Source organism: Kitasatospora sp. NPDC002965 (assembly GCF_040611255.1).
GTDB lineage: Bacteria > Actinomycetota > Actinomycetes > Streptomycetales > Streptomycetaceae > Kitasatospora.
In genome coordinates this window covers 1-26,261 of record NZ_JBEXNT010000058.1, presented here as the reverse complement: position 1 = coordinate 26,261, position 26,261 = coordinate 1, and the positions used below count along the sequence as shown (strand labels likewise).

At 74.3% G+C, this 26,261-nt stretch carries 24 protein-coding genes; 6 read left to right on the top strand and 18 right to left on the bottom strand.

All coding sequences use genetic code 11. The features are described from left to right. Positions 1-63: 63 nt before the first annotated feature. From ABZY91_RS22350 to ABZY91_RS22340, 3 genes are all read right to left on the bottom strand, one after another. The gene (locus ABZY91_RS22350) at positions 64-1,707 is read right to left on the bottom strand and encodes a succinic semialdehyde dehydrogenase (RefSeq protein ID WP_329950411.1); all 1,644 of its coding nucleotides are present in this window, start codon (positions 1,705-1,707) and stop codon (positions 64-66) included. A gap of 81 nt (positions 1,708-1,788) precedes the next feature. After that, positions 1,789-3,585 carry a protein kinase gene (locus tag ABZY91_RS22345; protein WP_355404704.1) on the bottom strand — a complete coding sequence of 599 codons (1,797 nt, stop codon included), beginning with the start codon at positions 3,583-3,585 and terminating at the stop codon, positions 1,789-1,791. Positions 3,586-3,757: 172 nt separating this feature from the next. Next, complete coding sequence (locus ABZY91_RS22340; protein ID WP_355404702.1) at positions 3,758-4,852, bottom strand: protein kinase; 1,095 nt, start codon at positions 4,850-4,852, stop codon at positions 3,758-3,760. Between the two features lie 214 nt (positions 4,853-5,066). Between ABZY91_RS22340 and ABZY91_RS22335 the strand changes: the two genes are divergently transcribed. Continuing rightward, the gene (locus ABZY91_RS22335; protein WP_329885351.1) at positions 5,067-5,612 is read left to right on the top strand and encodes an SHOCT domain-containing protein; all 546 of its coding nucleotides are present in this window, start codon (positions 5,067-5,069) and stop codon (positions 5,610-5,612) included. Positions 5,613-5,639: 27 nt separating this feature from the next. Here the strand turns inward: ABZY91_RS22335 and ABZY91_RS22330 are convergent, their stop codons facing one another. Beyond that, positions 5,640-7,589, bottom strand: a complete 1,950-nt coding sequence (locus ABZY91_RS22330) for a protein kinase (RefSeq protein ID WP_355404700.1) — start codon at positions 7,587-7,589, stop codon at positions 5,640-5,642. Positions 7,590-7,840: 251 nt separating this feature from the next. On the opposite strand from ABZY91_RS22330, the gene ABZY91_RS22325 reads away from it, so the two are divergent. After that, positions 7,841-8,431 (top strand): hypothetical protein, encoded by a 591-nt coding sequence (locus ABZY91_RS22325; protein ID WP_355404698.1) that lies wholly within the window; start codon positions 7,841-7,843, stop codon positions 8,429-8,431. A 73-nt stretch (positions 8,432-8,504) separates the two neighbouring features. Here the strand turns inward: ABZY91_RS22325 and ABZY91_RS22320 are convergent, their stop codons facing one another. From ABZY91_RS22320 to ABZY91_RS22305, 4 genes are all read right to left on the bottom strand, one after another. Continuing rightward, the gene (locus ABZY91_RS22320) at positions 8,505-9,632 is read right to left on the bottom strand and encodes a GuaB3 family IMP dehydrogenase-related protein (protein ID WP_355404696.1); all 1,128 of its coding nucleotides are present in this window, start codon (positions 9,630-9,632) and stop codon (positions 8,505-8,507) included. Positions 9,633-9,780: 148 nt separating this feature from the next. Continuing rightward, positions 9,781-11,283 carry an IMP dehydrogenase gene (gene guaB / locus ABZY91_RS22315; protein WP_329885355.1) on the bottom strand — a complete coding sequence of 501 codons (1,503 nt, stop codon included), beginning with the start codon at positions 11,281-11,283 and terminating at the stop codon, positions 9,781-9,783. Positions 11,284-11,582: 299 nt separating this feature from the next. Continuing rightward, positions 11,583-12,131 (bottom strand): RNA polymerase sigma factor ShbA, encoded by a 549-nt coding sequence (shbA, locus tag ABZY91_RS22310; RefSeq protein WP_329885730.1) that lies wholly within the window; start codon positions 12,129-12,131, stop codon positions 11,583-11,585. Positions 12,132-12,694: 563 nt separating this feature from the next. Beyond that, on the bottom strand, positions 12,695-13,306 hold the full coding sequence (locus ABZY91_RS22305) for a response regulator transcription factor (protein ID WP_014136228.1): 612 nt from the start codon (positions 13,304-13,306) through the stop codon (positions 12,695-12,697). 573 nt (positions 13,307-13,879) lie between these two features. Here ABZY91_RS22305 and ABZY91_RS22300 point away from each other — a divergent pair. Further along, entirely contained in the window at positions 13,880-14,215 is a 336-nt protein-coding gene (locus tag ABZY91_RS22300; RefSeq protein ID WP_329885356.1) for a WhiB family transcriptional regulator, read from the top strand. A gap of 202 nt (positions 14,216-14,417) precedes the next feature. On the opposite strand, the gene ABZY91_RS22295 is transcribed toward ABZY91_RS22300, so the two are convergent. The 3 genes from ABZY91_RS22295 to groES all read right to left on the bottom strand — a co-directional run bounded on the left by ABZY91_RS22295 (position 14,418) and on the right by groES (position 17,676). Beyond that, complete coding sequence (locus ABZY91_RS22295; protein ID WP_329885357.1) at positions 14,418-15,413, bottom strand: LysR substrate-binding domain-containing protein; 996 nt, start codon at positions 15,411-15,413, stop codon at positions 14,418-14,420. Positions 15,414-15,611: 198 nt separating this feature from the next. Further along, positions 15,612-17,240 carry a chaperonin GroEL gene (gene groL / locus ABZY91_RS22290; protein ID WP_329885358.1) on the bottom strand — a complete coding sequence of 543 codons (1,629 nt, stop codon included), beginning with the start codon at positions 17,238-17,240 and terminating at the stop codon, positions 15,612-15,614. Positions 17,241-17,370: 130 nt separating this feature from the next. Continuing rightward, complete coding sequence (gene groES, locus ABZY91_RS22285) at positions 17,371-17,676, bottom strand: co-chaperone GroES (RefSeq protein ID WP_014136232.1); 306 nt, start codon at positions 17,674-17,676, stop codon at positions 17,371-17,373. Between the two features lie 309 nt (positions 17,677-17,985). Between groES and ABZY91_RS22280 the strand changes: the two genes are divergently transcribed. After that, complete coding sequence (locus tag ABZY91_RS22280; RefSeq protein ID WP_329950406.1) at positions 17,986-19,185, top strand: methyltransferase domain-containing protein; 1,200 nt, start codon at positions 17,986-17,988, stop codon at positions 19,183-19,185. Here ABZY91_RS22280 and ABZY91_RS22275 read toward each other — a convergent pair. The 5 genes from ABZY91_RS22275 to tsaB form a co-directional block, all read right to left on the bottom strand. After that, complete coding sequence (locus ABZY91_RS22275) at positions 19,161-20,120, bottom strand: polysaccharide deacetylase family protein (RefSeq protein ID WP_355404693.1); 960 nt, start codon at positions 20,118-20,120, stop codon at positions 19,161-19,163. The genes ABZY91_RS22280 and ABZY91_RS22275 overlap by 25 nt on opposite strands. 151 nt (positions 20,121-20,271) lie before the next feature. After that, complete coding sequence (locus ABZY91_RS22270) at positions 20,272-20,517, bottom strand: hypothetical protein (protein ID WP_329950427.1); 246 nt, start codon at positions 20,515-20,517, stop codon at positions 20,272-20,274. A 14-nt stretch (positions 20,518-20,531) separates the two neighbouring features. Continuing rightward, positions 20,532-21,638, bottom strand: coding sequence for a tRNA (adenosine(37)-N6)-threonylcarbamoyltransferase complex transferase subunit TsaD (gene tsaD / locus ABZY91_RS22265; RefSeq protein ID WP_329885361.1), 1,107 nt, complete (start codon positions 21,636-21,638; stop codon positions 20,532-20,534). Beyond that, entirely contained in the window at positions 21,631-22,254 is a 624-nt protein-coding gene (gene rimI / locus ABZY91_RS22260; protein WP_355404729.1) for a ribosomal protein S18-alanine N-acetyltransferase, read from the bottom strand. The genes tsaD and rimI overlap by 8 nt, the downstream gene beginning before the upstream one ends. A 74-nt stretch (positions 22,255-22,328) precedes the next feature. Beyond that, the gene (gene tsaB, locus ABZY91_RS22255; protein WP_329885362.1) at positions 22,329-22,985 is read right to left on the bottom strand and encodes a tRNA (adenosine(37)-N6)-threonylcarbamoyltransferase complex dimerization subunit type 1 TsaB; all 657 of its coding nucleotides are present in this window, start codon (positions 22,983-22,985) and stop codon (positions 22,329-22,331) included. Between the two features lie 220 nt (positions 22,986-23,205). Between tsaB and ABZY91_RS22250 the strand changes: the two genes are divergently transcribed. After that, a complete protein-coding gene (locus ABZY91_RS22250; RefSeq protein ID WP_329885733.1) occupies positions 23,206-23,787 on the top strand; it encodes a hypothetical protein in 582 nt (193 codons plus the stop codon). Between the two features lie 50 nt (positions 23,788-23,837). Here ABZY91_RS22250 and ABZY91_RS22245 read toward each other — a convergent pair whose 3' ends face one another. After that, entirely contained in the window at positions 23,838-24,095 is a 258-nt protein-coding gene (locus tag ABZY91_RS22245; RefSeq protein ID WP_329885363.1) for a hypothetical protein, read from the bottom strand. Positions 24,096-24,236: 141 nt separating this feature from the next. Beyond that, entirely contained in the window at positions 24,237-24,734 is a 498-nt protein-coding gene (tsaE, locus tag ABZY91_RS22240) for a tRNA (adenosine(37)-N6)-threonylcarbamoyltransferase complex ATPase subunit type 1 TsaE (protein WP_329950404.1), read from the bottom strand. A gap of 295 nt (positions 24,735-25,029) precedes the next feature. On the opposite strand from tsaE, the gene ABZY91_RS22235 reads away from it, so the two are divergent. Then, the gene (locus tag ABZY91_RS22235; protein WP_355404690.1) at positions 25,030-26,250 is read left to right on the top strand and encodes a hypothetical protein; all 1,221 of its coding nucleotides are present in this window, start codon (positions 25,030-25,032) and stop codon (positions 26,248-26,250) included. The last annotated feature ends 11 nt before the right edge of the window (positions 26,251-26,261 follow it).

Genomic DNA, 26,261 nt, shown 5'->3' with positions numbered 1-26,261 from the left:
ACCGGCCGGCCGGAGAGCCGGAGGTCCGCAGAGGGCCGGCCGGAGGGCCGGAGGCGGAGGCGGCTACTTGAACCGGAGGGCCTTCAGCACCCGCAGCCCACCGGTCATCACCGCCGCGAACTGCCGGTCGTCCAGGCCGAACGCGGGCGCGATCGGCATCAGCCGCTGGCCGGCGATGGTCTGCGCCTCGGTGAACCGCAGGATGCCCTCGGCGCCGTGCCGCCGGCCGAGCCCTGAGTCGCCCATGCCGCCCATCGGCGAGGCGACCGAACCGTACGCGGCCGCGTACGCCTCGTTGATGTTGACCGTGCCGGTGCGCAGCCGGGCCGCGACCGCCCGGCCGCGCCGCGCGTCCCCGGTCCAGACGCTGGAGTTGAGCCCGTACGGGGTCGCGTTGGCGGCGGCCACCGCCTCGTCCTCGGTGTCGAAGCGGTAGATCGAGACCACCGGGCCGAAGGTCTCCTCGCCGCAGACCGCCATCTCGGGGGTGACGCCGTCCAGGATGGTCGGCTCGTGGAAGAACGGGCCGAGGTCCGGCCGCGCCTGTCCGCCGGCGACCACCGTGGCGCCGGCCTTGACCGCCTCCTCGACGTGCCGGGTGGTGGTCTCCAGTTGCCGGCCGGACACCAGCGAGCCCATGTCCGCGCCGTACGCGAGGCCACCGCCGAGTCGCAGCGCCTTGGTCGCGGCGGCGAACCTCGCCAGGAACTCGTCGGCCACCGAGCGGTGCACCAGCAGCCGCTCGATCGAGATGCAGAGCTGGCCCGCGGACGAGAAGCAGGCCCGGACGGCCCCCTCGGCGGCCCGGGCGAGGTCGGCGTCGGCCAGGACCAGCATGGCGTTCTTGCCGCCGAGTTCGAGCGAGGCGCCGACCAGCCGGGCGGCGGCGCGCTGCGCGACGTCGCGGCCGGTGCGGGTGGAGCCCGTGAACGAGACGTAGTCGGCGTGCTCGACCACGGCCGGGCCGATCACCGGCCCGTCACCGATCACCACCTGCCACAGATCGGCCGGCAGCCCGGCCTCGATCAGCAGCTCGCGGGCCCAGAGCGCGGTCAGCGCGGTCTGCGTGTCCGGCTTGTTGACCACCGCGTTGCCGGCCACGAAGGCGGGCAGCGCGTCGCCGACCGAGAGCTCCAGCGGGTAGTTCCACGGCGAGATGTGTCCGATCACGCCCTTGGGGCGGCGGGCCTCGACGGTCCGGGTGAGCACCGGCAGGGCGCCGCCGCGCCGCTTGTCGCGCAGGTAGCCCTGGGCGGCGCGGGCGTAGTGGCGGGCGCTCATCGCGACGGCGAGGACCTCCTCGAAGGCGTGCAGCCGGGCCTTGCCGGTCTCCGCCTGGATCAGGTCGAGCACCTCGTCCTGGCGCTTGAGCAGCAGGTCGTGGAAGCGCAGCAGGACGGCGGCGCGCCGGCGTACGGGCAGTGCGGCCCAGGCCGGCTGGGCGCGGCGGGCCAGCTCGAAGGCGACCTCGACGTCGGCCGGCGTGGACTGCGGCAGACCGGCCAGCCGGTCGCCGGTGAGCGGGGCGACGGTCTCCACCACGCGGGGCTCACCGGTGGCGGTGACCCCGGTGACGAGGCGGTCGACCAGCGACGGCGGGACCGCCGAGGCGACGGTGCGCCCGCCGCCGGGCGCCGCGGGATTGCGGCCCGGCGAGCCGGTGCCGGCGGGTTCGGTGGCCGTGGCAGCTGCTGTGAGGTCCGTCATAGGGCGCAGCCTAGGCGCTCCGCGGCCGGTTCGGTACCCGTCGGTAACAAGAAACCGCGGAGGACCCCCGGCCCGGCCGGATCAGCGGGTCGGCGTGAAGTGGTTCAACACCAGGGTGAACCGCCGCTCCCCCTCCTGCCAGTCCTTGTCGTTGTCCGGGCAGGACAGGTAGATGGCGTACGCGGTGCCGTCGTCGTCGATGAACTCGGCGTCGACGGCCCGCCGCCGCCCGCCCTCCTTGGCCGCGTAGCTGAACTCCCAGACCGCCGCGTCGTGCCCGTTCACCGCGACGCTGGTGAGCTTGTGCTGGCGGTACTCCTTGCGCTTGGAGACGGTGGTCTCCATCTGCTTCAGGTGGTCCAGCGGCTTGACCGACTGGCCGACGGTGACGGCGAACTGGAGGTAGTGCACCATGTTGTCGGGGCTGTAGTAGATCTGGTTGCCGTCGGTGGAGCGCTGCCAGGGCGGCGTGGCCACCGGCAGCGGGAAGCGGAAGCCCGCCGGGTCGTCCACCCAGCGGTAGCCGGTCGGCGCGGGCCCGGAGTCGATGTCGCCGGAGCCGGTCGGCTGCGGCCCGGTCACGGTCGGCGTGGGCTTGGCGATCTCCGTCGTACCGCTGGGCCGGGTGGCCAGGAAGGTGGCCCCGGCGGCGACCACGGCCACCGCCAGCGCGATCACGACGACCTGCACCACGCCCCGGCGCCTGGCGGGCCCGCGCGCGGGCGCATCGGTGTAGGCGACCGGCGCGACCGGTCCGGTGGGCGCCCCTTCGGCCGCCTCGTGCCCCCTGAATGCCTCCGGGAGCTGCCCCGACACCTGCCCCGACACCTGCCCGGACACCTGGCCCGACACCGGCCCGGCCGGTTCCGGGGCCGCTCCGGGGCCCGACGACGCCGCCGGACGCGGCACGGTCGGTGCCTCCGGCTCCGCACCCGCCTCCGCACCCGCCTCCGGCCCGCCCGGCTCCCCGGACCGGTCCACCACCGGCACCGACCGGGTCGGCGTCCGCACCTGGCCGACCGGCTTGAAGCCGATGGTGTGCCCGGCCTGCACCTCGGCCAGCATCCGGGCCGCCTCGTCCGCGGTCGGCCGGTCCGCCGGGTCCTTGGCCATCAGCGCGGCCAGCACCGGCCCCAGCGGCCCCGCCCGGCGCGGCTCCGGCAGCGGATCGCCGACCACCGCGGCCAGCGTCGTCAGCGGCGAGGTGCGGCGGAACGGCGAGTCGCCCTCCACCGCCGCGTACAGCGTCGCCCCGAGACCCCACAGGTCCGAGGCCGGGCCCGGCCGCTCGCCCTGCGCCCGCTCGGGCGCCAGGTAGTCCGGCGACCCGACGAGGTCACCCGGCCGGGTCAGCTCCGCCGAGCCCTCGTACGTCGCGATGCCGAAGTCCAGCAGCACCGCCCGCCCGGTGCCGTGCTCCAACAGCACGTTGGCCGGCTTCACGTCCCGGTGCAGCACGCCCAGCTGGTGCCCCCGGTGCAGCGCGGCCAGCACCTGGCTGCCGACCTCGGCGGCGGCGCGCGGCGGCAGCGTGCCGTCCTGACTGATCACGTCGGCCAGTGACCGGCCGTCGACCAGCTCCATCACGATCCACGGCCGGCCGTCCTGCTCCAGCACGTCGTGCACGGTGATCACACCGGAGTGCTTGATCCGGGCGGCGGCGCTGGCCTCCCGCTTCATCCGGGCGTGCAGGATCTCCAGCTCGTCCTCGGGCAGGTGGTTGACGGTGAGCTCCTTGACCGCCACCTCGCGGTCCAGCATCCGGTCCCGGGCCCGCCAGACCGTGCCCATCCCGCCCCGGCCCAGCCGGTCGCCCAGCTCGTAGCGTCCGGCCAGCAGCCGCTCCCCGGCCGCCTCCGCCCGGTCCTCCGCGCCCATCCGCGACCGCTCCCCCTCATCCACCTGCCGTCACCACGACGGAGGGCCCGGTACAGACCACTCGGTGCAGACCACCAGTCGAACAAATCTCACGGACACACTAGGCGCCCCGCCCCGGCCCCGGTAATCTCCCCCACCCGCAGACCCGGCGGTGGCGGCCCGGCCGACCCCGTCAGCCTGCGAACATCACCACGGCCGTCATCCCGAGCACCAGCAGCAGGAACACCCCTCCGACCAGCACCGGGCCGAGCAGCGCCGGCGGTATCAGCGGCCGGCGGTCCCGCCCGGGACCCTCCTCCTCCGGGGGCCGCTCGGCCGTGACGGAGCCGCGCGGACGCCGCCGGCGCGGCGCCGGCACCACCGGGCCTTCCGGCCGCAACTCCAGTGCCCGGGCCGCCCGTTCCTCCCCGACCGGCTCGGGCGCACCCGCCAGCAGGGCCGCCAGCTCCTGCCGGACCTCCACCGCCGTCGGGCGCCGGGCCGGATCGGGCTGCAGCAGCCGCTCCACCAGCGGCCCCAGCGGCCCGCACGCCGCCGACGGCTCCCGGCGGCCGTCACGCACCGCCGTCACCAGCTCCGGCACCCCGCCCTCCGGGTACGGCGAGCGGCCGGTCACCAGCCGGTGCACCAGCACGCCGAGCGCCCAGCAGTCACCCGCCGGACCTCCGTCCAGCGGCCACCGCTCGGCCACCGGCCCGGCCAGGGTGGCCCGCACCTCGTACCGGCGGCGCCCGCCGGGCCCGCCCAGCTCCTCGGCCAGCGCCTCCTGGGCGACCCCGGCGAGCAGCCCGCCCAGCAGGGCGGCACCGTCCTCGCAGACCAGCACCGACTCGGTGGTCAGGTTGCCGTGCGCCAGGCCCGCCTCGTGCAGCGCCCGCAGCGCGCCCGCCAGGTCCGCCGCCAACTCGGCCACCCGGTAGGGCGGGAGCGGACCGGCCGCGGCCAGCTCGGCCAGCGGCACCCCGGCCGGACGCTCCTCGACGGTCCAGAGCAGCTCGCCCTCGACGAAGGCGCCGGCTCCCTGGAGAAGCCGGGGGTGCCGCGGCGCGGCGGAGCCGACCACCGCCACCCGGCGGACCAGCTGGTCCCCCTGCTCCGGCACCGGGTCGTCAGGCTCCCGTCCTCCGGTCAGCAGGGCGGGCAGCTCCAGCGCGCGCAACCGCACGACGTCACCGGTCCGCTCGTCCACGGCGAGCGCGCTCAACGCCGCCGGACGGTCAGTCAGCCGGTAACGCCCGGCCAGCATCTGTCCCGGACCCGCTCGCATGCGTGTTCCTCTCGCTCACCACCCAGCCTAAGGTGTCACCGTCCGTTCCCGCCGGGCGCGCGACGCGCCCCCCGCCGTCGGACGGGACACATCCGCGGGGCGCGCACTCCCCCTCGGACCCGCACGGCCCGCGCCCCGGCACCGCCCTCCGGTCCGAGACGCAGGGGCGCAGGGGCGGACCCGCCCGTCGAACCGTCGGATTAGGCTCGATCCCATGGACTGGACCGATCTGATCGACGCGGCCTTCGACGTGGCCGGCAACAGCAGCAGTGATTCCCGGGCCACGGCCCTGCGCACCGTCGAGGCGAACGTCGCGCCCGACGAGAAACCGGTCGCCTCGACGGCGGGGCGACATCCCGATCACTTCCGCAAGGGCGTGCTGGTCCTGACCACCCATCGGCTGCTCTTCCTGAAGGACGGGAAGCCTCCCGTCCCGGTTCCGCTCTCCGCGGTGACCGACGCGACCGTCACCAGGACCCGGATCAACGGGGAGGTGCTCCTGGTGGTCGCCCTCACCGGTTCGCACCGGTTCGAGGACGTGGTCAAGGCCGAGATCTTCGCCGAGCAGGTCCGGGCCGCAGCCCGGCTGGCCCGCAACGCCGGGCAGCAGGCGCTCGCCGCGCCGGCCGCCGCGCCCGCCGCACCGGCGTCCTCCGGCGCCGACCTGCTCGACCAGCTGGAGCGGCTGGCCGCCCTGCACGGCGCGGGGGCGCTCACCGACGAGGAGTTCAGCAGCGCCAAGCGTCGCCTGATCGGCTGAACCCCGGAGCCGTCCGGCCGACGTCCGTCAGGGCGCCGGCCGGAAGGTGTCGAAGGAGATCTGCCGTGCCTGGGCGTTCTGCGGTGCGGCCCACTCCGCGTCCGGCGAGGTCCAGTAGACGGCGTAGCCGTACTTGGCCGGCGAACCGGTGACGAAGCCCCGGTTGAGCGAGTGCATCCGCGGGGTGCCGTTGGTCCACTCCCAGTCGGCGGCGTTGCTCCACTCGCGGTAGGCGACGGCCTGAAGCTGCACCCGCTGGTAGTTGCTCACCTGGCCGCGCAGTCCCGGCTCGGACTCCTGCCAGTCGGCGAGGGCGCTCGGCCCCGGCGTGGTGGTCCACTCGATCCGCAGGGTGCTGCCGTTGCCCTTGAAGGTCCGGCGGGTCGCCTCCGAACCCGTGAGCTGCAGCCAGTCCGGCAGCACGATCGAGAAGCCGGACGCGTCCTTGTACTCGTGGTGGCCGGCGGGCACGACGGCCCCGGTCGGCGCCGGGGTCTGGGCCGGTCCCGGGGTCTGGGCCGGCGTCGAGGCGGGGGTCACCGGAGGCGTGGCGGCGGGCGCCGCCGCCGGATCCGAGGTCGCCGGGTCCGGGGTCACCGGGGTGGTGGCCGGCGGGATCGCGGAGGCGTCCACCGGCGGGGCGCCGGCCGGCGAGGTCCCGGTGCTCGCGGTCACGGACGCGGTGCCGCGCGCGCCGTCGGCCGATCCGTCGTCGGAGTCGCCGAGCGCCCGCACCAGTGCGACCACGCCCGCGATCAGCAGCAGCACCACCACGACCGTCGCCAGGGCCAGCCGGTGCCGGCCCTTCCGCGGGTCGGCACCGGCCGCCTGGGTCGCGCCCAGCGTCCACTCGCTGGTCACCGGACGGGCCGCCTCGGTCTCCGGCGCAGGCGTCCCCGACGGCCCGGCCGTGCCGTCCTCGGACTCCGCGGCCGGCGCCGCCCGCTCCCCGCTCCCGGCGTCCGCGGCCCGGCTCCCCACCCGGACCGTTCCGAGCAACCCGCCGACCGACGGCTTCGAGGTCTCCGGCTTCGCGGTCTCCGGCTTCACGGCCGGACGCTCCCCCGCCGGGCGCTCCGCGCCGTCCGCCGCACCGCCGCCCGCCACCGGCACCGCCTGCTCGGTGGTCGACTCGGCCCGCGCCGTCGCGTCCGCCGCCACCCGCTTGAGCATCGACCGGGTCTGCGAGGCGGTCAGCCGCTCCACCGGGTCCTTGGCCAGCAGCCCCTCGATCACCGGCCGGAGCGGACCGGCGTTCACCGGCGCGGTCAGGTCCTCGGTCATCACCGCCGTGAGCGTGGCGAGCGCCGAACCCCGGTCGTACGGCGGCCGGCCCTCGACCATCGCGTACAGCGTGCCGCCCAGTGACCAGAGGTCGGCCGGCGGCCCGGGCTTCTGCCCGCGGGCCCGCTCCGGGGATATGTACGAGGGCGCGCCGACCAGCATCCCGGTGGAGGTCACCGAGGTGTCGCCCTCCACGCTGGCGATGCCGAAGTCGGTGAGCACCACCCGCCCGTCCTCGCCGATCAGCACGTTCGAGGGCTTGACGTCCCGGTGCAGGATGCCGTGCGCGTGCGCGGCGCTCAGCACGCCCAGCACGTCCAGCGCGATCTCGGCCGCCCGGGCCGGCTCCAGCGGGCCGTCCTCCCGGATCACGTCCGCCAGCGAGCGGGACTCGACCAGCTCCATGACGATCCACGGCCGGTCGTCCTCCTCGACGACGTCGAAGACGGTGACCGCCGAGTTGTGCCGGATCCGCGCCGTCGCCTTGGCCTCGCGCAGCGTCCGGACGATCAGCCGGTGCTTCTCGTCCTCCTCGACGCTGGCGTTCATCCGCAGTTCCTTGACCGCGACCGTCCGGCCCAACATCTCGTCCTCGGCACGCCAGACGGTGCCCATGCCACCGCGCCCGATCACCGCGTCCAGCCGGTAGCGTCCGGCCAGGAGGCGGCCGGTGGAACCCTGCGCCTGGGTCATTCGGAACGTTCCCCCATGTGCTGGCGGTCGTGGTGACGGCGTGTCGGACCGGCGTCGGGGCCGAGCACCCAAGCCTCCATCATCTCCTGTCCCGGACGCCCCCGACCACCCGGCCCCCGGCCACCCTCGCACCGATGCCGCCCCGGAGCGGCGCTCCGTGCCCGATCTGTGATCGAAAACTCTGTCCGTCCCGCTCCGGGCACTGCTACCGTGCGGCAGTTCACCGTCCTTCCGGGGGGAATTCGACGTCCATGACCGCACCCGCACCGGGCGCTGACGGCCAGTCGGGCCGACCGCCCACGGCCCAGCACTTCTCGGTCGCACAGGAACCGGAGACACCCGAGGGCTACGTGGCCCCCGGGATGCCCGGCGCCCCGGTGGCCGGTTACCACCCCACCGCTCCCGGCGGCTCCGACGGGCCCGACGGACACCCCCGCTCGAAGCGCCGGTACCGCACCGGCCGGGCCCTCGGGATCGCCGTCGCCGCGATGCTGGCCGGTGCCCTCGCGTACGGGCTCGCACCGACCCGGGCCGCGGCCACCGTCGGCTGGCTGGCGATCGCCCCGGCCGCCGCCGTCGCTTGGCCGCTCGGCCGGCTCGGCGGACCGGGCCGGCTGCTCCCGCCGCTGGGCGCGCTGCTCTCGGCCGGCTCGCTCCTGCTCGGCCAGCTGCTCGGCCAGACCCGCCGGCTGCACGCACTGGACGGCACCCCGTACGGCGAGCTGGTCCGCGACGCCCTCACGCTGTGGCGGGGGGACCGCCGGCTGCTCGACCTCGTCTTCTACGGCATCGCCCTGGTCGGCGGCTTCCTGCTGACCCGCCGCGCCGCGACCCGCCAGTAGGACGCGCCCGGGTCCGGGAACGGCGCGAGGCCCCCGCCACGATCGGACGGGGGCCTCCGCGGGACGAACGGGCTCAGCGGTGGTTGAGCGCCGGGTTGACCGTCACCTCGACCCGCTGGAACTCCTTGAGCTCGGTGTACCCGGTGGTCGCCATCGCCCGGCGCAGGGCGCCGAACAGGTTCATGGTGCCGTCCGGGGTGTGCGAGGGGCCGGTGAGGATCTCCTCGGTGTTGCCGACGGTGCCGAGGTCGACGCGCTTGCCGCGCGGCAGCTCCTCGTGGACGGCCTCCATGCCCCAGTGGTAGCCCTTGCCCGGCGCGTCGGTGGCCCGGGCCAGCGCGGCACCGATCATCACCGCGTCGGCGCCGCAGGCGACCGCCTTCGGGATGTCGCCGCTGTAGCCGACCCCGCCGTCCGCGATGACGTGCACGTACCGGCCGCCGGACTCGTCCATGTAGTCGCGGCGGGCGGCGGCCACGTCGGCGACGGCGGTGGCCATCGGCACCTGGATGCCGAGGACGTTGCGGGTGGTGTGGGCGGCGCCGCCGCCGAAGCCGACCAGCACGCCGGCCGCGCCGGTGCGCATCAGGTGCAGCGCGGCGGTGTAGGTGGCGCAGCCGCCGACGATGACCGGGACGTCCAGCTCGTAGATGAACTGCTTCAGGTTGAGCGGCTCGGCGGCGCCGGAGACGTGCTCGGCCGAGACGGTGGTGCCGCGGATCACGAAGACGTCGACGCCGGCGTCGACCACGGCCTTCGAGAACTCGGCGGTGCGCTGCGGGGAGAGCGCGGCCGCGGTGACCACACCGGAGTCGCGGACCTCCTGGATCCGCTGCTTGATCAGCTCGGCCCGGATCGGCGCCGAGTAGATCTCCTGCAGGCGGCGGGTCGCGGCGGCCTCGTCGGTGATCGAGACGATCTCGTCGAGCAGCGGCTGCGGGTCCTCGTAGCGGGTCCAGAGACCTTCGAGGTTGAGCACGCCGAGACCGCCGAGGCGGCCGATGGCGATGGCCTGCTCCGGCGAGACGACGCTGTCCATGGGGGCGGCCAGGAACGGCAGCTCGAACCGGTAGGCGTCGATCTGCCAGGCGATCGAGACCTCCTTCGGGTCACGCGTACGCCGGCTGGGGACGACGGCGATGTCGTCGAAGGCATACGCCCGCCGGCCGCGCTTGCCTCGCCCGATCTCGATCTCAGTCACTTCGAGCCCTTCTGGTGGTGTTGCTCGTGCCCGCCGGGTCACCCCGGCCGCCCCCAGTATCCCGCACCCGCCCGGAGCCGCGCCGCCCCGCCCGCCTCCCGGACGCGCGGAAGGGGCCCGCGGCTGCGGGCCCCTTCCGGCTACCGGCTCAGCGGCCGCTGTAGTTCGGAGCCTCGACGGTCATCTGGATGTCGTGCGGGTGGCTCTCCTTGAGGCCCGCCGAGGTGATCCGGACGAACCGGCCCTTGCTCTCCATCTCGGCGACGGTGGCGGCACCGACGTAGCCCATGGTCTGGCGCAGGCCGCCGACGAGCTGGTGCAGCACCGCGGAGAGCGGGCCGCGGTAGGGCACCTGGCCCTCGACGCCCTCGGGGACGAGCTTGTCGTCCGAGGAGACCTCGGCCTGGAAGTAGCGGTCCTTGGAGTACGAGCGGCCCTGGCCGCGGGACTGCATGGCGCCCAGCGAACCCATGCCGCGGTAGGACTTGTACTGCTTGCCGTTGATGAACAGCAGCTCGCCCGGGGACTCCTCGCAGCCGGCCAGCAGCGAGCCCAGCATCACGGTGTCGGCGCCGGCGGCCAGCGCCTTGCCGATGTCGCCGGAGTACTGCAGGCCGCCGTCGCCGATGACCGGCACGCCGGCCGCCTGACAGGCCACGGCCGCCTCGTAGATCGCGGTGACCTGCGGGACGCCGATGCCGGCGACCACGCGGGTGGTGCAGATCGAACCCGGGCCGACACCGACCTTGACGCCGTCCACACCCGCGTCGATCAGCGCCTGGGCGCCGTCCCGGGTGGCGACGTTGCCGCCGACCACGTCGACCTTGACGGCCGCCCTGATCTTCGAGATCCAGGCCAGCGCGTTGTGGCTGTGGCCGTGCGAGGTGTCGACGACCAGGAAGTCCACGCCCGCCTCGACCAGGGCCTGGGCCCGGTCGAACGCCTCGGCGCTGGCGCCGACGGCGGCACCGACCAGCAGCCGGCCCTCGCTGTCCTTGGCGGCGTTCGGGTACTGCTCGGCCTTGACGAAGTCCTTGACCGTGATGAGGCCCTTGATCCGGCCCTCGTCGTCGACCAGCGGGAGCTTCTCGATCTTGTGGCGGCGGAGCAGCGCCATCGCGTCGACGCCGGAGATGCCGACCTTGCCGGTGATCAGCGGCATCGGGGTCATGATCTCGCGGACCTGGCGGGTGCGGTCCGACTCGAAGGCCATGTCGCGGTTGGTCACGATGCCGAGGAGCTTGCCGCTCTCGTCGGCGATCGGCACGCCGGAGATCCGGAACTTGGCACAGAGCGCGTCGGCCTCGCCGAGCGTGGTCTCCGGGCCGACCGTGATCGGGTCGGTGACCATGCCGGACTCGGAGCGCTTGACCAGGTCGACCTGGTTGACCTGGTCCTCGACGGAGAGGTTGCGGTGCAGGACGCCGACGCCGCCCTGACGGGCCATCGCGATCGCCATCCGCGACTCGGTGACCTTGTCCATCGCCGCGGAGAGCAGCGGGATGTTGACGCGCACGTTCCGGGAGACCCGGGAGGAGGTGTCGACCTGGTTCGGCAGCACCTCGGAGGCCCCGGGCAGCAGCAGGACATCGTCGTACGTGAGTCCGAGCATCGCGAACTTCTCGGGTACGCCTGCGGCGTTGTAAGACATTTGGGGGTACCTTCCGTGGCCGGCCTTGTCCGCTCACGCCCTGAGGGGTGGGGGCGTTGTCATCGCTCACTCGCTCGGACCGCCGAAAGCCGGGTGGCAACTGGAGGATCCTCCAGGGGAACCCCGTTCGCACCGCTGAAACTTTGGCGACCCGCCCAGGCGCCGATACCCCATGGTACTGGCACCCGCGAATGCGTCCTCGCGTGCCCTTGACAACACCTGCCGCCCGTGGGCCATTCCGTCCTCCGGGGCCGGAACGGGCGGGCCTCCCCGATGCCGGGCCCGGCATCGGGCAAGCCCTAGGAGGACTCCTCGGCGAGCGCCCGCAGCCGGCTGAGCGCCCGGTGCTGGGCGACCCGGACGGCCCCCGGCGACATCCCGAGCACCTCGCCGGTCTCCTCCGCCGAGAGTCCGGCGGCCACCCGCAGCAGCACCAGCTCGCGCTGCCGGGCCGGCAGGTTGGAGAGCAGTTCCTTGGCCCAGGCCGCGTCGCTGCTGGCCAGCGCCCGCTCCTCCGGGCCGAGCGCGTCGTCCGGAACCTCCGGCAGGTCGTCCTGCGGGATCACGGTCGAGCCGGGCCCGCGCATCGCGGCCCGCTGCAGATCGGCGATCTTGTGCGCGGCGATCCCGTAGACGAAGGCCTCGAACGGGCGCCCCTGGTCCTTGTACCGGGGCAGCGCGCAGAGCACCGCCACACAGACCTCCTGGGCGATGTCGTCCACGTGGTGCCGGGCGCCGCCGGGCAGCCGGACCAGCCGGCCGCGGCAGTACCGCAGGGCCAGCGGGTGGACGTAGGCGAGCAGCGCGTCGATCGCCGGGCCCTCGCCGCGGACGGCGGCCGCGACCAGTTCGCCGACGAGCGGGGAGCTGCCCGTGCCGAGGACGGGCGGGCGGGCGGCGGGCGCGACGGGCCGGGCGGGCTCGTGCGGCTCCGCTTCGCGCTCGGCACCGGCTTCGCGTTCGGCACCGGCTCCGGCGGAGCCGGGGGCCCCGGAGCCGGCGGATTCCGCGTACGCCGCGTCGGGCCCGGACACGGAGGGCTCGGCCTCCACCGGGTCCGCCTCGCCGGGAGCCCCGGTCACGTCGTCGCGCATCGGTCCATGGTGCCTGGTCGCGCGGGAAAACGCGGCACCGCGTCCGGAGTTGTGCACCGGAACGTTATGCGGTGCCGCACCGGCACGCACCACCGGCCCCTCCTGCACCGTGCCGCCTCCCGCCCCGCCGGCGTCGGTGGTCCCGTCCGCCGCGCCGTCCGCCGAGTCTCCTGCGGCCGTGTGGTTCGCCGCAGTTCCTGTCCGCTGGTCCCCGAGGTGCTCCACTCCTCCATGGTGCAACCTCGGGACCGTAACGTCACACGCCCCTGCACAGGGAATCGTGAGCAGCGTTCCGGGACCGGCGGAGCCGCCGGCGGTCAGCGGACCAGACCCCAGCGGAAGCCCAGGGCCACCGCGTGCGCACGGTCCGAGGCGCCGAGCTTCTTGAACAGGCGTCGGGCGTGGGTCTTGACGGTGTCCTCGGAGAGGAACAGCTCGCGGCCGATCTCGGCGTTGCTGCGGCCGTGGCTCATGCCTTCGAGCACCTGGATCTCACGCGCCGTCAGGGTCGGCGCGGCGCCCATGTCGGGGCTGCGCAGCCGCCGCGGGGCGAGCCGCCAGGTCGGGTCGGCGAGGGCCTGGGTGACGGTGGCCCGCAGTTCGGCGCGCGAGGCGTCCTTGTGCAGGTACCCCCGCGCGCCCGCGGCCACCGCGAGGGCGACGCCGTCGAGGTCCTCGGCGACGGTGAGCATGATGATCCGGGCGCCCGGGTCCGCCGACAGCAGCCGCCGGACCGTCTCCACCCCGCCGAGGCCGGGCATCCGGACGTCCATCAGGACGAGATCGGAGCGGTCGGCCACCCAGCGGCGGAGGACCTCCTCCCCGTTCGTCGCGGTGGTGACCCGGTCGACACCGGGTACGGTCGCGACCGCGCGGCGAAGCGCCTCGCGGGCGAGCGGGGAATCGTCGCAAACGAGAACGGAAGTCATGACCGTCGTCCTCCGCAGCTGATCCGCGTCACGTTGAGCCTCCTGGCTGGTACGAACCTCTCCGACACGGCCGATCGGCGACAGACTCCGTGCTGATCGCCTGTGAATCTCCGCGATCGTTCCCGACGTCCGGCGCCCGCTAACCGCCTCCGCACTTCCAACGACCGTCACTCGAATGAGTTACGGCCTTCAGGGCCATCTCCACCACTGTACGTGGCCGACCCGTTACCGATCAGCCGCATCGCGGGGCACACGCCGCTCTTTTGCGCAGCTCGGGCGCGGTGGGCGCACGACCCGCACACCGATTCGGGCCCCCGCGCGCCCGTCGGCCACCCGATTGCCACGTTCGCGCCGGGCGATCGCCGCACCGCCGGGCATGCCCACTTTGCCCGTTTTTATAGCTTTTGTATGGTCATTGACTGTTGTGCCACTCTGTGGGTGACTTGTCCATGGAGTTGCCGTAAGTCATATTTCCAGGTGTCCACACCGGCGCCGGACGCGCCCCGCCGTACCGCCCAGTGCAATCCGCTGGCAGCCGGCGCGCGGTCGACGAGCCTCTGAAGGGAATGAGTCATGGCAGATTTCTCCCGCCTCCCCGGCCCCAATGCGGACCTCTGGGACTGGCAGCTCTCCGCGGCCTGCCGCGGCGTGGACAGTTCGCTCTTCTTCCACCCCGAAGGAGAGCGCGGCGCCGCGCGGAGCTCACGCGAGGCGAGCGCCAAGGAGGTCTGCATGCGCTGCCCCGTGCGCACCGAGTGCGCCGCGCACGCGCTGGCGGTCCGCGAACCGTACGGCGTCTGGGGCGGCCTGACCGAGGACGAGCGCGAGGAGATGATGGGCCGCTCGCGCAACCGCCTGGTGGAGGTGCCGCTCGTCGCACCGGGCGGGGCCCAGCGGTACCTGTCGTAACCGTCCGTGTCCGCCGCACCGAGAAGAAACGTTTCTTCTCGCGGTGGCGCACGTCAGGGCCCGGCGCCTTCCCGGCCTGCGCCCGGTCGGCCCACGCCCGGTCGGCCCGGGGCGGTCACGGCCCGGCCGCGGGCGACGGACGGCCGGTCCGGACACGGCCGGTCCGGCCGGTGCCGCCCGGCCACGGTCGGCCCGGTCCCGGTCAGCGCCCGGGGCCCGCGCCCGCCAGCCGCTCCAGCATCAGCGCCACCGCCGGCACCTCGGCGAGGTCCGGGAGGGTCAGCGCCACCACCTGCCGCACCGCCGGCGCTCCCGTGGCGGCGTGCACCGCCACCGTCACGACCCCGTCCGGGCGCACCGACTGCAGCGCCAGCCCCGGCAGCACCGCCACCCCGAGCCCGGCGGCGACCAGGCCGACCACCGCGGGGTAGTCGTCGGTCGCGAAGTCGATCCTGGGCTCGAACCCGGCCCCGGCGCAGAGCTCCACCAGGTGCCCGCGGCACTGCGGGCAGCCGGCGATCCACTGCTCGGAGGCCAGCTCGGCCAGCTCCACGGGCCCGCCGCGCCCGGCCAGCCGGTGTCCGGCGGGCAGCAGGCCGACCAGCGGGTCGTCCAGCAGCGGGGTGACCACCAGGTCGGACCAGTCGGTGCCGGCGCTGAGCTGCTGGGCCTCCAGGTTGGCCTCGGCTCGCGCCTCGCGGGGCGTGCCGTGCGCGGGCGCCGGCGCGGCGGCGCCGGACGCCTGGGGGTAGCGGAAGGCCAGCGCGACCTCGCACTCGCCGCCGCGCAGCATCGCCAGCGACTCCGGAGGCTCCGCGTCGACCAGCGACACGCGGACCCCCGGATGGCTGTCCCGCAGCCGGGCGACGGCAGGCGGCACCAGAGTGGAACTCGCGGTCGGGAAGGAGACCAGGCGCACCCGTCCGGCCCGCAGTCCGGCGATCGCCGCCACCTCCTCCTCGGCGGCGGAGAGCCCGGCGAGGATCCCGGTGGCATGCTTGAGCAGCACCCGTCCGGCCTCGCTCAGCTGCATCCCGCGACCCGAACGGACCACCAGCGGGGTGTCCACGGACTTCTCCAGGGCCTTCATCTGCTGGCTGATGGCGGGTTGCGTACACCCCAGCTCGCGGGCGGCGGCGGAGAAGGATCCGGTGCGGGCGACGGCACGCAGGACGCGCAGGTGGCGGGCCTCGATCATGCCTCAAAGATATAAGTAAATCTTTGCTATCTGCAAAATTCAGATGATAGTTGAAGAGTAAAACTCGCCCACCGGCGCGGTGCGCGCCGGACGCCGCACCTCGGGGCGGCCCGTCAGCGGCGTACCGCGGCCGACACGCCGGAGGCCCGGCCGCGCCCCCGAGGGGCGCGGACCGGGCCTCCGGTCACTGAACGGGTGTCAGTGGGAGTGGCCGTGGCCGCCGTGCGAGTGACCGGCGTCGGCCTCCTCCTCCTTCTTCTCCACCACGAGGGTCTCGGTGGTGAGCAGCAGGGAGGCGATCGAGGCGGCGTTCTCCAGGGCGGAACGGGTGACCTTGACCGGGTCGATGACGCCGGCCTTGATCAGGTCGCCGTACTCGCCCGTGGCGGCGTTGTAGCCCTGGCCCGGCTCCAGCTCGGAGACCTTGGAGGTGATGACGTAACCCTCCAGGCCGGCGTTCTGGGCGATCCAGCGCAGCGGCTCGTGCAGCGCCTTGCGGACGACCGCGACACCGGTCGCCTCGTCGCCCGTCAGGCCCAGGCCGTCGTTCAGCACCTTGGCGGCGTGGACGAGGGAGGCGCCACCACCGGCGACGATGCCCTCCTCGACCGCGGCACGGGTCGCCGAGATGGCGTCCTCCAGGCGGTGCTTGCGCTCCTTCAGCTCCACCTCGGTGGCGGCACCGACACGGATGACGCAGACGCCGCCGGCCAGCTTGGCCAGGCGCTCCTGCAGCTTCTCGCGGTCCCAGTCCGAGTCGGTGTTGGCGATCTCGCCCTTGATCTGGGCGACGCGGCCGGCCACGGCCTCGCTGTCGCCGGCACCGTCGACGATGGTGGTCTCGTCCTTGGTGATGGTCACGCGGCGGGCGCTGCCCAGCACGTCCAGACCGGCCTGGTCGAGCTTGAGGCCGACCTCCTCGGAGATCACGGTGCCACCGGTCAGGGTGGCGAGGTCGCCCAGGATCGCCTTGCGGCGGTCACCGAAGCCCGGGGCCTTGACGGCCACGGCGTTGAAGATGCCGCGGATCTTGTTCACCAGGAGGGTCGACAGCGCCTCGCCGTCGACGTCCTCGGCGATGATCAGCAGCGGGCGGGAGGTACCGCCCTGCACGACCTTCTCCAGCAGCGGCAGGAGCTCCTGGATGGAGGAGATCTTGCCCTGGTTGATCAGGATGTACGGGTCCTCCAGGACCGCCTCCTGCCGCTCCGCGTCGGTGACGAAGTACGGCGACAGGTAGCCCTTGTCGAACTGCATGCCCTCGGTGAAGTCCAGCTCCACGCCGAAGGTGTTCGACTCCTCGACGGTGATGACACCGTCCTTGCCGACCTTGTCGATCGCCTCGGCGATGAGCTCGCCGACCTGGGTGTCCTGCGCGGAGAGGGTCGCGACGGCGGCGACGTCGTCCTTGCCCTCGATCTCGCGGGCGATGGACAGCAGGTGCTCGGAGACGGCGGCGACGGCCTTGTCGATGCCCTTCTTCAGGGCGGCCGGGCCGGCACCGGCGGCGACGTTGCGCAGACCCTCGTTCACCAGGGCCTGGGCCAGCACGGTGGCGGTGGTGGTGCCGTCACCCGCGACGTCGTTGGTCTTGGTGGCGACCTCCTTGACGAGCTGCGCGCCAAGGTTCTCGTACGGGTCGTCGAGCTCGACCTCGCGGGCGATGGTGACACCGTCGTTGGTGATGGTCGGAGCACCGAACTTCTTGTCGATGACGACGTTGCGGCCCTTGGGGCCGATGGTCACCTTGACGGTGTCGGCCAGCTTGTTGACACCGCGCTCCAGCGAGCGGCGCGCGTCCTCGTTGAACTGCAGGATCTTCGCCATGTTCCCTATTCCCTCGGGGCTGCGGCCGTCGCGGCCGCTCGACTACGTGAACCAACAACCACGCCCCGGGCCCCTGTCACTAGGGACACGGATCCGGGGCGGGTCGGGACGTCTTACTTCTCGGTGCTGCTTACTTCTCGATGATGGCGAGAACGTCGCGAGCCGAGAGGACGAGGTACTCCTCGCCCTGGTACTTCACCTCGGTGCCGCCGTACTTCGAGTACAGGACGATGTCACCGACGGCGACGTCGAGCGGCAGACGCTGGCCGTCCTCGAAGCGACCCGGGCCGACAGCCAGGACGACGCCCTCCTGGGGCTTCTCCTTGGCCGTGTCCGGGATAACCAGGCCGGAGGCCGTGGTGGTCTCGGCGTCGAGCGGCTGGACCACGATGCGGTCCTCGAGCGGCTTGATGGCAACCTTGCTGCTGGTGGTCACGTCCGAGCTCCCCTTCGGAGATTACGGGGCTTACTAACGGGTAGGGGCGAACCTGCGGATCTGCCGTCGCGGGGGTCAGAAACGCCTCTTCGCGTTAGCACTCCCCCCGTGGAGAGTGCTAGGCATGACCATAGGCCGCGGTTAGCACTCAGTCAACCAGAGTGCCAACGGCGCGCCCCCGGACCCCGGGATACGGGCGAGTAGCCGCACTCGCGTTCGGGTCGTTCCCCCGACCGCACACGCGTCCCGTGATCGAGACCTCCGGACGCACCGGCCCGTCCCGGCGCACCGACCGGGGAGAATGGGCCCGTGGAGACCGACAACCTGCAGCCCCTGCTGACCGACCGGGGCCAGGCCCTGCTCGCCGAACTGCGCGAGTTCGCGCCGGAGGAGGAGCTGGCGCTGGCCACCCGGCTGCGCAGGGAGCACCCCGCCGAGCTGGTGTCCGCCGCCTTCGGGCAGGCCCGGCTCCGGCAGCGGGCGCGGGCCAAGTTCGGTGCGGACGCCGATCTCATGTACTTCACGCCCGACGGCGTCGAGCAGTCCACCCGGCGCAGCGTCGCCGAGTGGCGGGCCCACCGCTTCGCGGACCTCGGCGTGCGGCGGCTGGCCGACCTCTGCTGCGGGGTCGGCGGCGACGTGCTGGCACTGGCCCGGGCGGGGATCGAGGTCCTCGCCGTCGACCGGGACCCGGCCGCCTGCGCGGCCACTGCGGCCAACGCGGCCGCACTGGGCCTGACCGACCTGGTCGAGGTGCGCTGCGCGGACGTCGCCGACATCGACGTCACCGGCTACGACGCGGTCTTCACCGACCCGGCCCGGCGCACCGCGCGCGGCCGGGTCTTCGACCCCGAGGCGTACGCCCCGCCGCTCTCCTGGGCGATCGGGGCCGGCCGGCGCACCCCGATCGGCGCGCTCAAGGTGGCACCGGGCATCCCGCACGAGGCGGTGCCGGCCGACGCCGAGGCCGAGTGGGTCTCCGACCACGGCGACGTCAAGGAGGCGGTGCTCTGGTTCGGCACCGGGGCCGCCGGCCCGCACCGCGCCACCCTGCTCCCCGGTCGGACGAGCCTGACCGGCGGCGACCTGCCCGACCCGCCGGCCGGCCCGGTCGGCCGCTACCTGTACGAGCCGGACGGCGCGGTGATCCGGGCCCACCTGGTCGCCGAGGTGGCCGGGCAGGTGAACGGCCGGCTGATCGACCCGAAGATCGCCTACGTCACCTCGGACGAGCTGGTCGCCACCCCGTACGCGCACGCCTTCGAGCTGACCGACGTGCTGCCGTTCCACATCAAGAAGCTGAAGGCGCTGCTGCGCGAGCGGGGCGTCGGCACGGTGGTGATCAAGAAGCGCGGAATGGCGATCACCCCGGAGGAGCTGCGCCGCCAGCTGAAGCCGTCAGGCCCGAACTCCGTCACGGTGATCCTCAGCCGGACCGACAACGGGCCGCTGATGATGCTCGGACAGCCAGTCCGGGCCGACGCTCAGGCGGCGGGCGACTCGATGTAGTCCTCCAGCCGGGCCACCGCGAAGCCCTGCTCCTGGATCCGGGCCAGCATCTCGCCGAACATCTGCGTCATCGTCTCGCCCTTGAGGTCCTTCGGGCCCCGGAAGTGGGCCAGGACGATGTCACCGGGCCGGAGCTTCTTGTCCGCCGCCTGGTACTGCATGTCGTGGATCTGCATCGACTCCCGCCAGAGCACGACGGCCCTCGGTCCGCACTGCTGCACCGCGTCGTTGAGCGCCGCCGTGTGGGCGCCGCCGCCGTACGGCGGACGGAAGAGCAGCGGGGCGGTGCCGTACTGCTGGGTGAAGGCGGTCTGGGCGTCGCAGATCTCGGACCGCTGTTTCTCCGGCGTGACCTTGCTCAACTGGGCGTGGCCCACGGTGTGGTTGTGGACGTGGTTGCCGAGCGCCTGGAGCCGCTTGAAGTAGCCGTAGTCGTCCTTGACGATGTCGCGGGTCAGGAACATCGAGACGGGCACCTTGAGGTCGGTCAGCATCTCGACGAACCGCGGGTCCTTCTCGGCGCCGTCGTCGATGGTGACGAAGACGACCTTGTCGGTGGTCCGCACCTCGCTGAACACCGGGACGGGCCCGCTCCGCCGGAGCTTCACCGGCTTGTCGGCCGGCGCCGGCGGCGCGGGCGGCAGCGGCTTGAGGTTCCACTTCGCCCAGGCGGCCGGATCCCCGGCGGCGGCGGGAACCGGGGCGGGGGCCGGCGGCGGCGTCACGGGCTGCTGCGGCGCGGCCGAGGAGGCGGCGGCGCCCCGGTCGGCCGGGGTGGAGACCGCCGCGGCGGGCGGGCCGCCGGTCCCGCCGTCGCTGCCGCACCCGGAGACGGCGGTCAGCAGCGCCATCGCCCCCACCGCGTACGTCGTCGTCCTGCCCCGCCCGTGCCTCTTCACCGCGCCGTGCTCCCCGGTCCCGTCCAGCGATCTCATCGCCTTGCACGGTAACGGTCACGTGTTCGGTTCCCGGTCGGGCCTTCGAGCAGCCGATCGGCGGGGGTGGAGGCGGGTCGGGCGGCGGGGTCGGACGGCGCGGGGTCGGGCGGCGCGGGGCGGGGCGGGGTCGGACGGGGCGGGGCGGGGGCTACTCCACGTGCTCGCTGGTGAAGGACCACCGGTGGACCGGACGGCCCAGCAGCCCGGCGGGCGGCTCGACCACCGGCACCGGCTCGCCCGTCCACCAGGTGATCAGCAGCACGCGCTCGCCCGGAGCGGCGAACAGCTCGGTGCGGACCAGCCCGGCCGTACCGCGCAGCGCGGGCAACGCGACCTCGCGCACCCAGGCGGAGAGCTCGGCGGCGCGTCCGTCGGCCGCCCGGGCCTCCCACATCGCGGCGGTGGTGGTCACTTCTGCTGCCCGGTCAGCGCGTCGTACGCCTGGCCGTGGACGTCGCCGTGCACGGCTGCGGCGTCCGGCACGTGGACCTCGGTGACCGGCAGCGAGGAGTCGGCCGACAGGGCGAGGGAGGACGGCGCGCGGTTGCGCCAGACCATCTCGGCGCCGAGCGCGGCGACCATCGCGCCGTTGTCGGTGCACAGGCCCGGCCGCGGCACCCGGAGCCGGATACCGGCCTTGTCGCAGCGCTGCTGGGCCATCTCGCGCAGCCGCGAGTTCGCCGCCACGCCGCCGCCGATCATCAGGTGGTCGACGCCGCTGTCCTTGCACGCCTTGACCGCCTTGCGGGTCAGCACGTCGGTGACGGCCTCCTGGAAGGACGCCGCGACGTCCGCGACCGGCACCTCCTCCCCGGCCCGGCGCTTCGCCTCGACCCAGCGGGCGACGGCGGTCTTCAGCCCGGAGAAGGAGAAGTCGTACTCCGGGTCCCTGGGGCCGGTCAGGCCGCGCGGGAAGGCGATCGCCCCGGGGTCACCCTCGCGGGCCCTGCGGTCCACCACCGGGCCGCCGGGGAAGCCCAGTCCGAGCACCCGGGCGACCTTGTCGAAGGCCTCGCCGGCCGCGTCGTCGATGGTCGCGCCGAGCGGGCGGACGTCACTGGTGATGTCCGCGCTGAGCAGCAGCGAGGAGTGCCCGCCGGAGACCAGCAGGGCCATCGTCGGCGACGGCAGCCGGCCGTGCTCCAGCTGGTCCACGCAGATGTGCGAGGCAAGGTGGTTGACCCCGTAGAGCGGCTTGTCGAGGGCCCACGCGTACGCCTTGGCGGCGCTCACGCCGACCAGCAGCGCGCCCGCCAGGCCCGGGCCGGCCGTGACGGCGATGCCGTCCAGGTCGCCGGCCTTGACGCCGGCGGTCTCCAGGGCGCGCTCGATGGTCGGGACCATCGCCTCCAGGTGCGCGCGGCTGGCGATCTCGGGGACGACGCCGCCGAACCGGGCGTGGTCGTTGACGCTGGAGGCGACCGCGTCGGCGAGCAGGGTGGTGCCGCGCACGATGCCGACGCCGGTCTCGTCGCAGGAGGTCTCGATACCGAGGACGAGCGGTTCGTCAGCCATGGCGGGTGTCCTTCTTCACATCCGGTCGCGGGAGGTCCGCGGATTCGTCGAGGCCGTCGGGGCCCTCAGGGCCGTCGGGGCCGTCGGGGTCGTCGGGGTCGTCGCCGTCGGGAAGCTCGTCCCCCTCGGGCGCGTCGCCGTCGAGGAGGTCGTCGAGGTCGGCCGGGTCGTCGCGGTCGGCGAGGTCGAGGCGCATCACCAGGGCGTCGACGTTGGCGGGCTGGTAGTAGCCGCGCCGGATGCCGACCGGTTCGAAGCCGAAGCGCTCGTACAGCCGCTGGGCGCGCGGGTTGTCCACCCGGACCTCCAGCAGCAGCTCGACGCACCCGCGTCGGACCGCCTCCCGGACCAGGTCGGTGAGCAGGGCCGTACCGAGGCCGGTCCCCTGCCGGCGCCCGTCGACGGCGATGGTCTGCACGTCGCCCTCGCCGGCCACCGCCATCAGTCCGGCGTAGCCGACGACGGCGCCGTCCGGGGTGGCGGCGACGGTGTAGTGGCGGGTGCCGCCGGGGTGGGTCTCGGCCAGCTCGGACCAGTACATCCCGGTGGACCAGGCGTCCTCGGGGAAGAGCTCCAGCTCCAGCTCCATCACCGGGGCGATGTCCCACCAGCGCATCGGGCGCAGGGTGACGGCCCCGGGGGCGTCCGCGGCCGGGACGGCCGGAGCGGGGCCGGTGGTACTCGGGCCGGTCACGCCGGGAGCACCGCCTTGTAGCCGGCCGGCACCTGCGCGTCCGGCCGGCGCAGGTAGAGCGGGGCGTTCGGCAGCAGCTCGCGGCCGGCGGCCAGCTCGGCGACGGCGAAGTCGGCGAGCGCACCGGCCGAGACGTGCTCGGGTCCCTGCGCGCCGGGGAAGGCGTCCGGGTAGAGCAGCGCACCGGCGCCGACGGACCGCGGCAGCGGGGTCAGCTCGGCCGGGCGGTCCACCGCCGGGCCCTCGGTACGGCGGCCCTCGGCGTCGTACGAGGCCCAGTAGACCTCCTTGCGGCGCGCGTCGGTGGCGACCGTGAACGGTTCGCCCGCCAGCCCCTCGGCGCGGGCCCGGTGGGCGATCGCGTCCAGGGTGCAGACGCCGTGCACCGGGAGGCCGAGCGCGTGCCCGAGCGCGGCGGCGGTCACCAGACCGACCCGCAGCCCGGTGTACGGGCCCGGGCCGACGCCCACGGCGATGCCGGTCAGCCGGTGCTTGTCGACACCGGCCGCCCGCAGTACCTGGTCGATGGTGGGCAGCAGGAGTTCGCCGTGACGTCTGGCGTCGACCTGGTCGGTCTGGGCGAGGACCGCGGTGCCGTCGTGGACGGCGGCGGTGACGGCGGGGGTAGCGGTGTCGAACGCGAGCAGCAGCACGGGTCAAGGTTAGACCGGTCGGCGGGTGACCGGTCGGGCCGCCCGCCCCGGGGCGCCGCCCCCGCCGCGCCGCGGTCATCTGCTCCGATCATCTGCTCCGCCCGATCGAAAACCCGCGCCGGTCCGGAACACACGTCCGGCACGATGCGGACCGGCCGGACGAACCTGGCACGATGGGGCCGACGGTTTTGGGACGGCGGTGGGAGCACACGTGGCGAAGATGGGTCCTGGAGTGGTGGTCACGGGGTTGACCCTGGGGGCCCTGGCAGTGGTGAGCCTGCTGGCCTTCCAGGCCAACGGCGCGCAGGACCGGGCGGTCGCCGCCGGTCCGAGCACGAGCGTCGCGGCCTCGTCCAGCGGGCCGGTCGCCTCGGCCACCCCGACCGCCTCGCCCACACCGACCGTCCCGGCGCTGCCCACCACCGGCGCGGGCACCGGGCTGCGGGTCGTCTACTCGGTCAGCGGCCACTACGTCTGGCTGGTCGACCCGAAGAAGACCCCCCAGCTGGTGGCCGCCTTCCCGGTCACCCCGGGCACGGTCGAGCCGACCCCCGGCAGCTACCTGGTCTACAGCCGGACCCCGACCACCACCGGCACCGACGGCCGGCAGATCGAGCACGTGGTGCGCTTCGCCCAGCAGAACGGCGTGGTGTTCGGCTTCAGCGCGGCCGTCGACGGCGCCACCGGCACGCCGACCGCCGACCCGAAGGCCAAGACCGGCGGCATCCGCAGCGGCCGGCAGGAGGGTCAGCTGCTCTGGGACTTCGCCCCCAAGGACACCAAGGTGGTCGTGATCGCCTGACCGTCCCCCACCGGACCGCGTCCGGGTGCGGCCCCCGTCCGGGGTCCGGCCTACGCGGCGGCGCGACGGGTGTGGTGCGCGCCGGTGTCCGCCCGCACGACGGCGTCCGAGGGATCCGCGGGTTCCGGGGCTTCCGCCGCGTCCGTGGTGACCGCGGCCGTACGCCGCCGGGGCGGGGTGGAGACGGCCTCCGCCGCGGCGCAGGACGCCAGCAGGGCCCGCATCGGCTCCCCGGGGGCTCGGCGGGCGGGCTCTCCGGCCCCGGCACCGCGCGGCGCGCGCTCCGGGACGGGGGTGGTGCTCGACATGGCGCCTCCCTAGTTAGGCACACCTAACCGCAGCACCCATCCCACCACGCCCGGGACCTCGCCCGCAACATCTTCCCGACAGGCTGTCGGCAAGCCCGTGCGGACCGGGCCCTCTCTTCCGCAGGAGAGGGCCCGGCCCCTTCAGGCCAGCGCGGACAGCTCCACCGCGTCCCAGCGTCCGCCGATCCCGGTCAGCACCACCTGGCGCGGGTCCAGGTCGTCCGCCTCCGCGCCGGCGCCGATCGCCCGCTCGATCCGGACCTCCAGCCGGTTCTCGGAGAGCCGCTCGACCTTGCCCTCGCCCCACTCGACCACCACCACCGACTCGGGCAGCGAGACGTCCAGGTCGAGGTCCTCCATCTCGTCCAGGTCCCCGCCCAGCCGGTACGCGTCCACGTGCACCAGTGCCGGGCCGCCCACCAGCGACGGGTGCACCCGGGCGATCACGAAGGTCGGCGAGGTGACGGCTCCGCGCACCCCGAGCCCCTCGCCCAGCCCCCGGGTCAGCGTGGTCTTCCCGGCCCCCAGCTCGCCCGAGAGCAGCACCAGGTCCCCCGGCCGCAGGAGTGCGGCCAGCTCCCGGCCGAGCCGGCCCATCCGCTCGGGAGTGGCGACGGTGAGAGTGGCGTGCGAGCCCATGCGCGAATCAAGCCCTTCGGTCCGTACGGCGGCGCACCGACCGTCGGGCGCCCCCGCTACCGTGCCACATCCCCGGCCGCACCCGTGGCCGGGCCCGGTCTGTCCCGATGTGATCATCTTTGCCGCCGACAGGTCGCCGGCGCCGGGCCCGCCGCCGGTGACCCGCTCCCGGGAGGCTTCCCGCGAACCGCTACCGTCTGCTTCCGAACCGTCCTCCGGACCGCCGACGCCCCCGTCCGCCGTCCGGGTCCCCGCCTCCGGGCCCGCCGGCCCGGTCTCCCGATGAGGTCCACCGATGAAGCTCCGTCGCGGTCTCGCGATACCCGCCGTCGCCGCCCTGGCCTCGGCCTCCGTCATCGCCGCCGCCCCCGCCGCTCAGGCCGCCCCGGCGGCGGGCACCGCCGCCGTCGCCGCCGCACGGGCCGCCTCCGGCCCGCAGGCGCCGCCGGTGCTGACCTTCAAGAACTTCCCGGCCCGGGTCGTCGCGGGCGCCCCGGCCGTCGCCTTCTCCGCCGAGGTCGCCAACACGTCCGGACGCGACATGATCATCGAGCCGATGATGGTGTTCGGCTCGGAGCACAGCAAGCTGACCACGGGCCAGATCAAGCTCCAGTTCCAGGACGTCGACACCCACGCCTGGCGGGACGCCACACCGTCGACCGCCGGGCTGCGCGCCCCGGTGCTCGACCTCGGCGAGCTGCTCTACCTGCCGAACGGCGACTCGCTCACCTTCCAGTTCAAGCTGGCCCTGACCGCCGACGCGGTCGCGGACGACGCCGTCGCCCAGCTGTCGATGTTCTTCGACGACCCGGACGAGGACCCCGCCGAGGGACCGAGCTGGGCCTTCGGGCCCAAGGGCGCCTTCGTCATCGGCACCGGCGAGGGGACGGCAAGCCCGTCCACCTCCGCAAGCCCGTCCACCTCCGCCGGCCCGTCGGCCACGGCCACGGCCACGGCCACCGCCACCGGCACCGGCACGCCGACCGGTACGCCGTCGGCCACGGCGACCCCGTCGACCACCCCGTCGACCACGGCCACGGCGTCGCCGAGTGCCACGGCCACCCCGACCGGTACGCCGTCGGCCACCGCGACCGCGACCGCCACCGCGACGAGCACCGCGACCCCGACGGCCACCACGAAGCCGACCGCCACGGGCAGCCCGAGCCCCACGGCCGGCGCCACGGCGTCCGCCTCCCCCTCCCCGTCGGCCACCCCGACCGCCACCACCGGCGCCCCCGCGCCCGCCACCACCACCGGCGGCGCCGCGCAGATCACCCTCCCCGACGCCGCCGCCTTCCAGCAGGCCGCGGCCGCCAAGCCCCGGCCCACCGCCGACGCGGTCGCCAAGGCCAAGGCGAAGGCCGCCGGCCGCCCGTCCGGCGGCAGCAACCTGGCCACCACCGGCGGTGGCGGCGACGACACCTCCGCCCTCGCGGTGGTCGGCGGTGCGGTGCTGGCCGCCGGCATCGGCACGCTCCTCGTGCTGCGCCGCCGCAAGGGCGGCGCGGACGCCTGACACCCGGCCCC

Bases quoted from the DNA above. Each gene is read 5' to 3' on its own strand.
- ABZY91_RS22245 (WP_329885363.1), bottom strand. From the start codon at position 24,095: ATGTCGAGCACCACCCCCGTCCCGGAGCGCGCGCCGCGCGGTGCCGGG.
- guaB (WP_329885355.1), bottom strand. From the start codon at position 11,283: ATGTCTTACAACGCCGCAGGCGTACCCGAGAAGTTCGCGATGCTCGGA.
- ABZY91_RS22335 (WP_329885351.1), top strand. From the start codon at position 5,067: ATGGACTGGACCGATCTGATCGACGCGGCCTTCGACGTGGCCGGCAAC.
- groL (WP_329885358.1), bottom strand. From the start codon at position 17,240: ATGGCGAAGATCCTGCAGTTCAACGAGGACGCGCGCCGCTCGCTGGAG.
- ABZY91_RS22235 (WP_355404690.1), top strand. From the start codon at position 25,030: ATGAAGCTCCGTCGCGGTCTCGCGATACCCGCCGTCGCCGCCCTGGCC.
- ABZY91_RS22295 (WP_329885357.1), bottom strand. From the start codon at position 15,413: ATGATCGAGGCCCGCCACCTGCGCGTCCTGCGTGCCGTCGCCCGCACC.
- ABZY91_RS22305 (WP_014136228.1), bottom strand. From the start codon at position 13,306: ATGACTTCCGTTCTCGTTTGCGACGATTCCCCGCTCGCCCGCGAGGCG.
- ABZY91_RS22340 (WP_355404702.1), bottom strand. From the start codon at position 4,852: ATGCGAGCGGGTCCGGGACAGATGCTGGCCGGGCGTTACCGGCTGACT.
- tsaE (WP_329950404.1), bottom strand. From the start codon at position 24,734: ATGGGCTCGCACGCCACTCTCACCGTCGCCACTCCCGAGCGGATGGGC.
- ABZY91_RS22250 (WP_329885733.1), top strand. From the start codon at position 23,206: ATGGGTCCTGGAGTGGTGGTCACGGGGTTGACCCTGGGGGCCCTGGCA.
- ABZY91_RS22300 (WP_329885356.1), top strand. From the start codon at position 13,880: ATGGCAGATTTCTCCCGCCTCCCCGGCCCCAATGCGGACCTCTGGGAC.
- ABZY91_RS22330 (WP_355404700.1), bottom strand. From the start codon at position 7,589: ATGACCCAGGCGCAGGGTTCCACCGGCCGCCTCCTGGCCGGACGCTAC.
- tsaD (WP_329885361.1), bottom strand. From the start codon at position 21,638: ATGGCTGACGAACCGCTCGTCCTCGGTATCGAGACCTCCTGCGACGAG.
- ABZY91_RS22325 (WP_355404698.1), top strand. From the start codon at position 7,841: ATGACCGCACCCGCACCGGGCGCTGACGGCCAGTCGGGCCGACCGCCC.
- rimI (WP_355404729.1), bottom strand. From the start codon at position 22,254: ATGCGCTGGTGGGACATCGCCCCGGTGATGGAGCTGGAGCTGGAGCTC.
- ABZY91_RS22270 (WP_329950427.1), bottom strand. From the start codon at position 20,517: ATGTGGGAGGCCCGGGCGGCCGACGGACGCGCCGCCGAGCTCTCCGCC.
- ABZY91_RS22350 (WP_329950411.1), bottom strand. From the start codon at position 1,707: ATGACGGACCTCACAGCAGCTGCCACGGCCACCGAACCCGCCGGCACC.
- ABZY91_RS22275 (WP_355404693.1), bottom strand. From the start codon at position 20,120: ATGAGATCGCTGGACGGGACCGGGGAGCACGGCGCGGTGAAGAGGCAC.
- ABZY91_RS22345 (WP_355404704.1), bottom strand. From the start codon at position 3,585: ATGGGCGCGGAGGACCGGGCGGAGGCGGCCGGGGAGCGGCTGCTGGCC.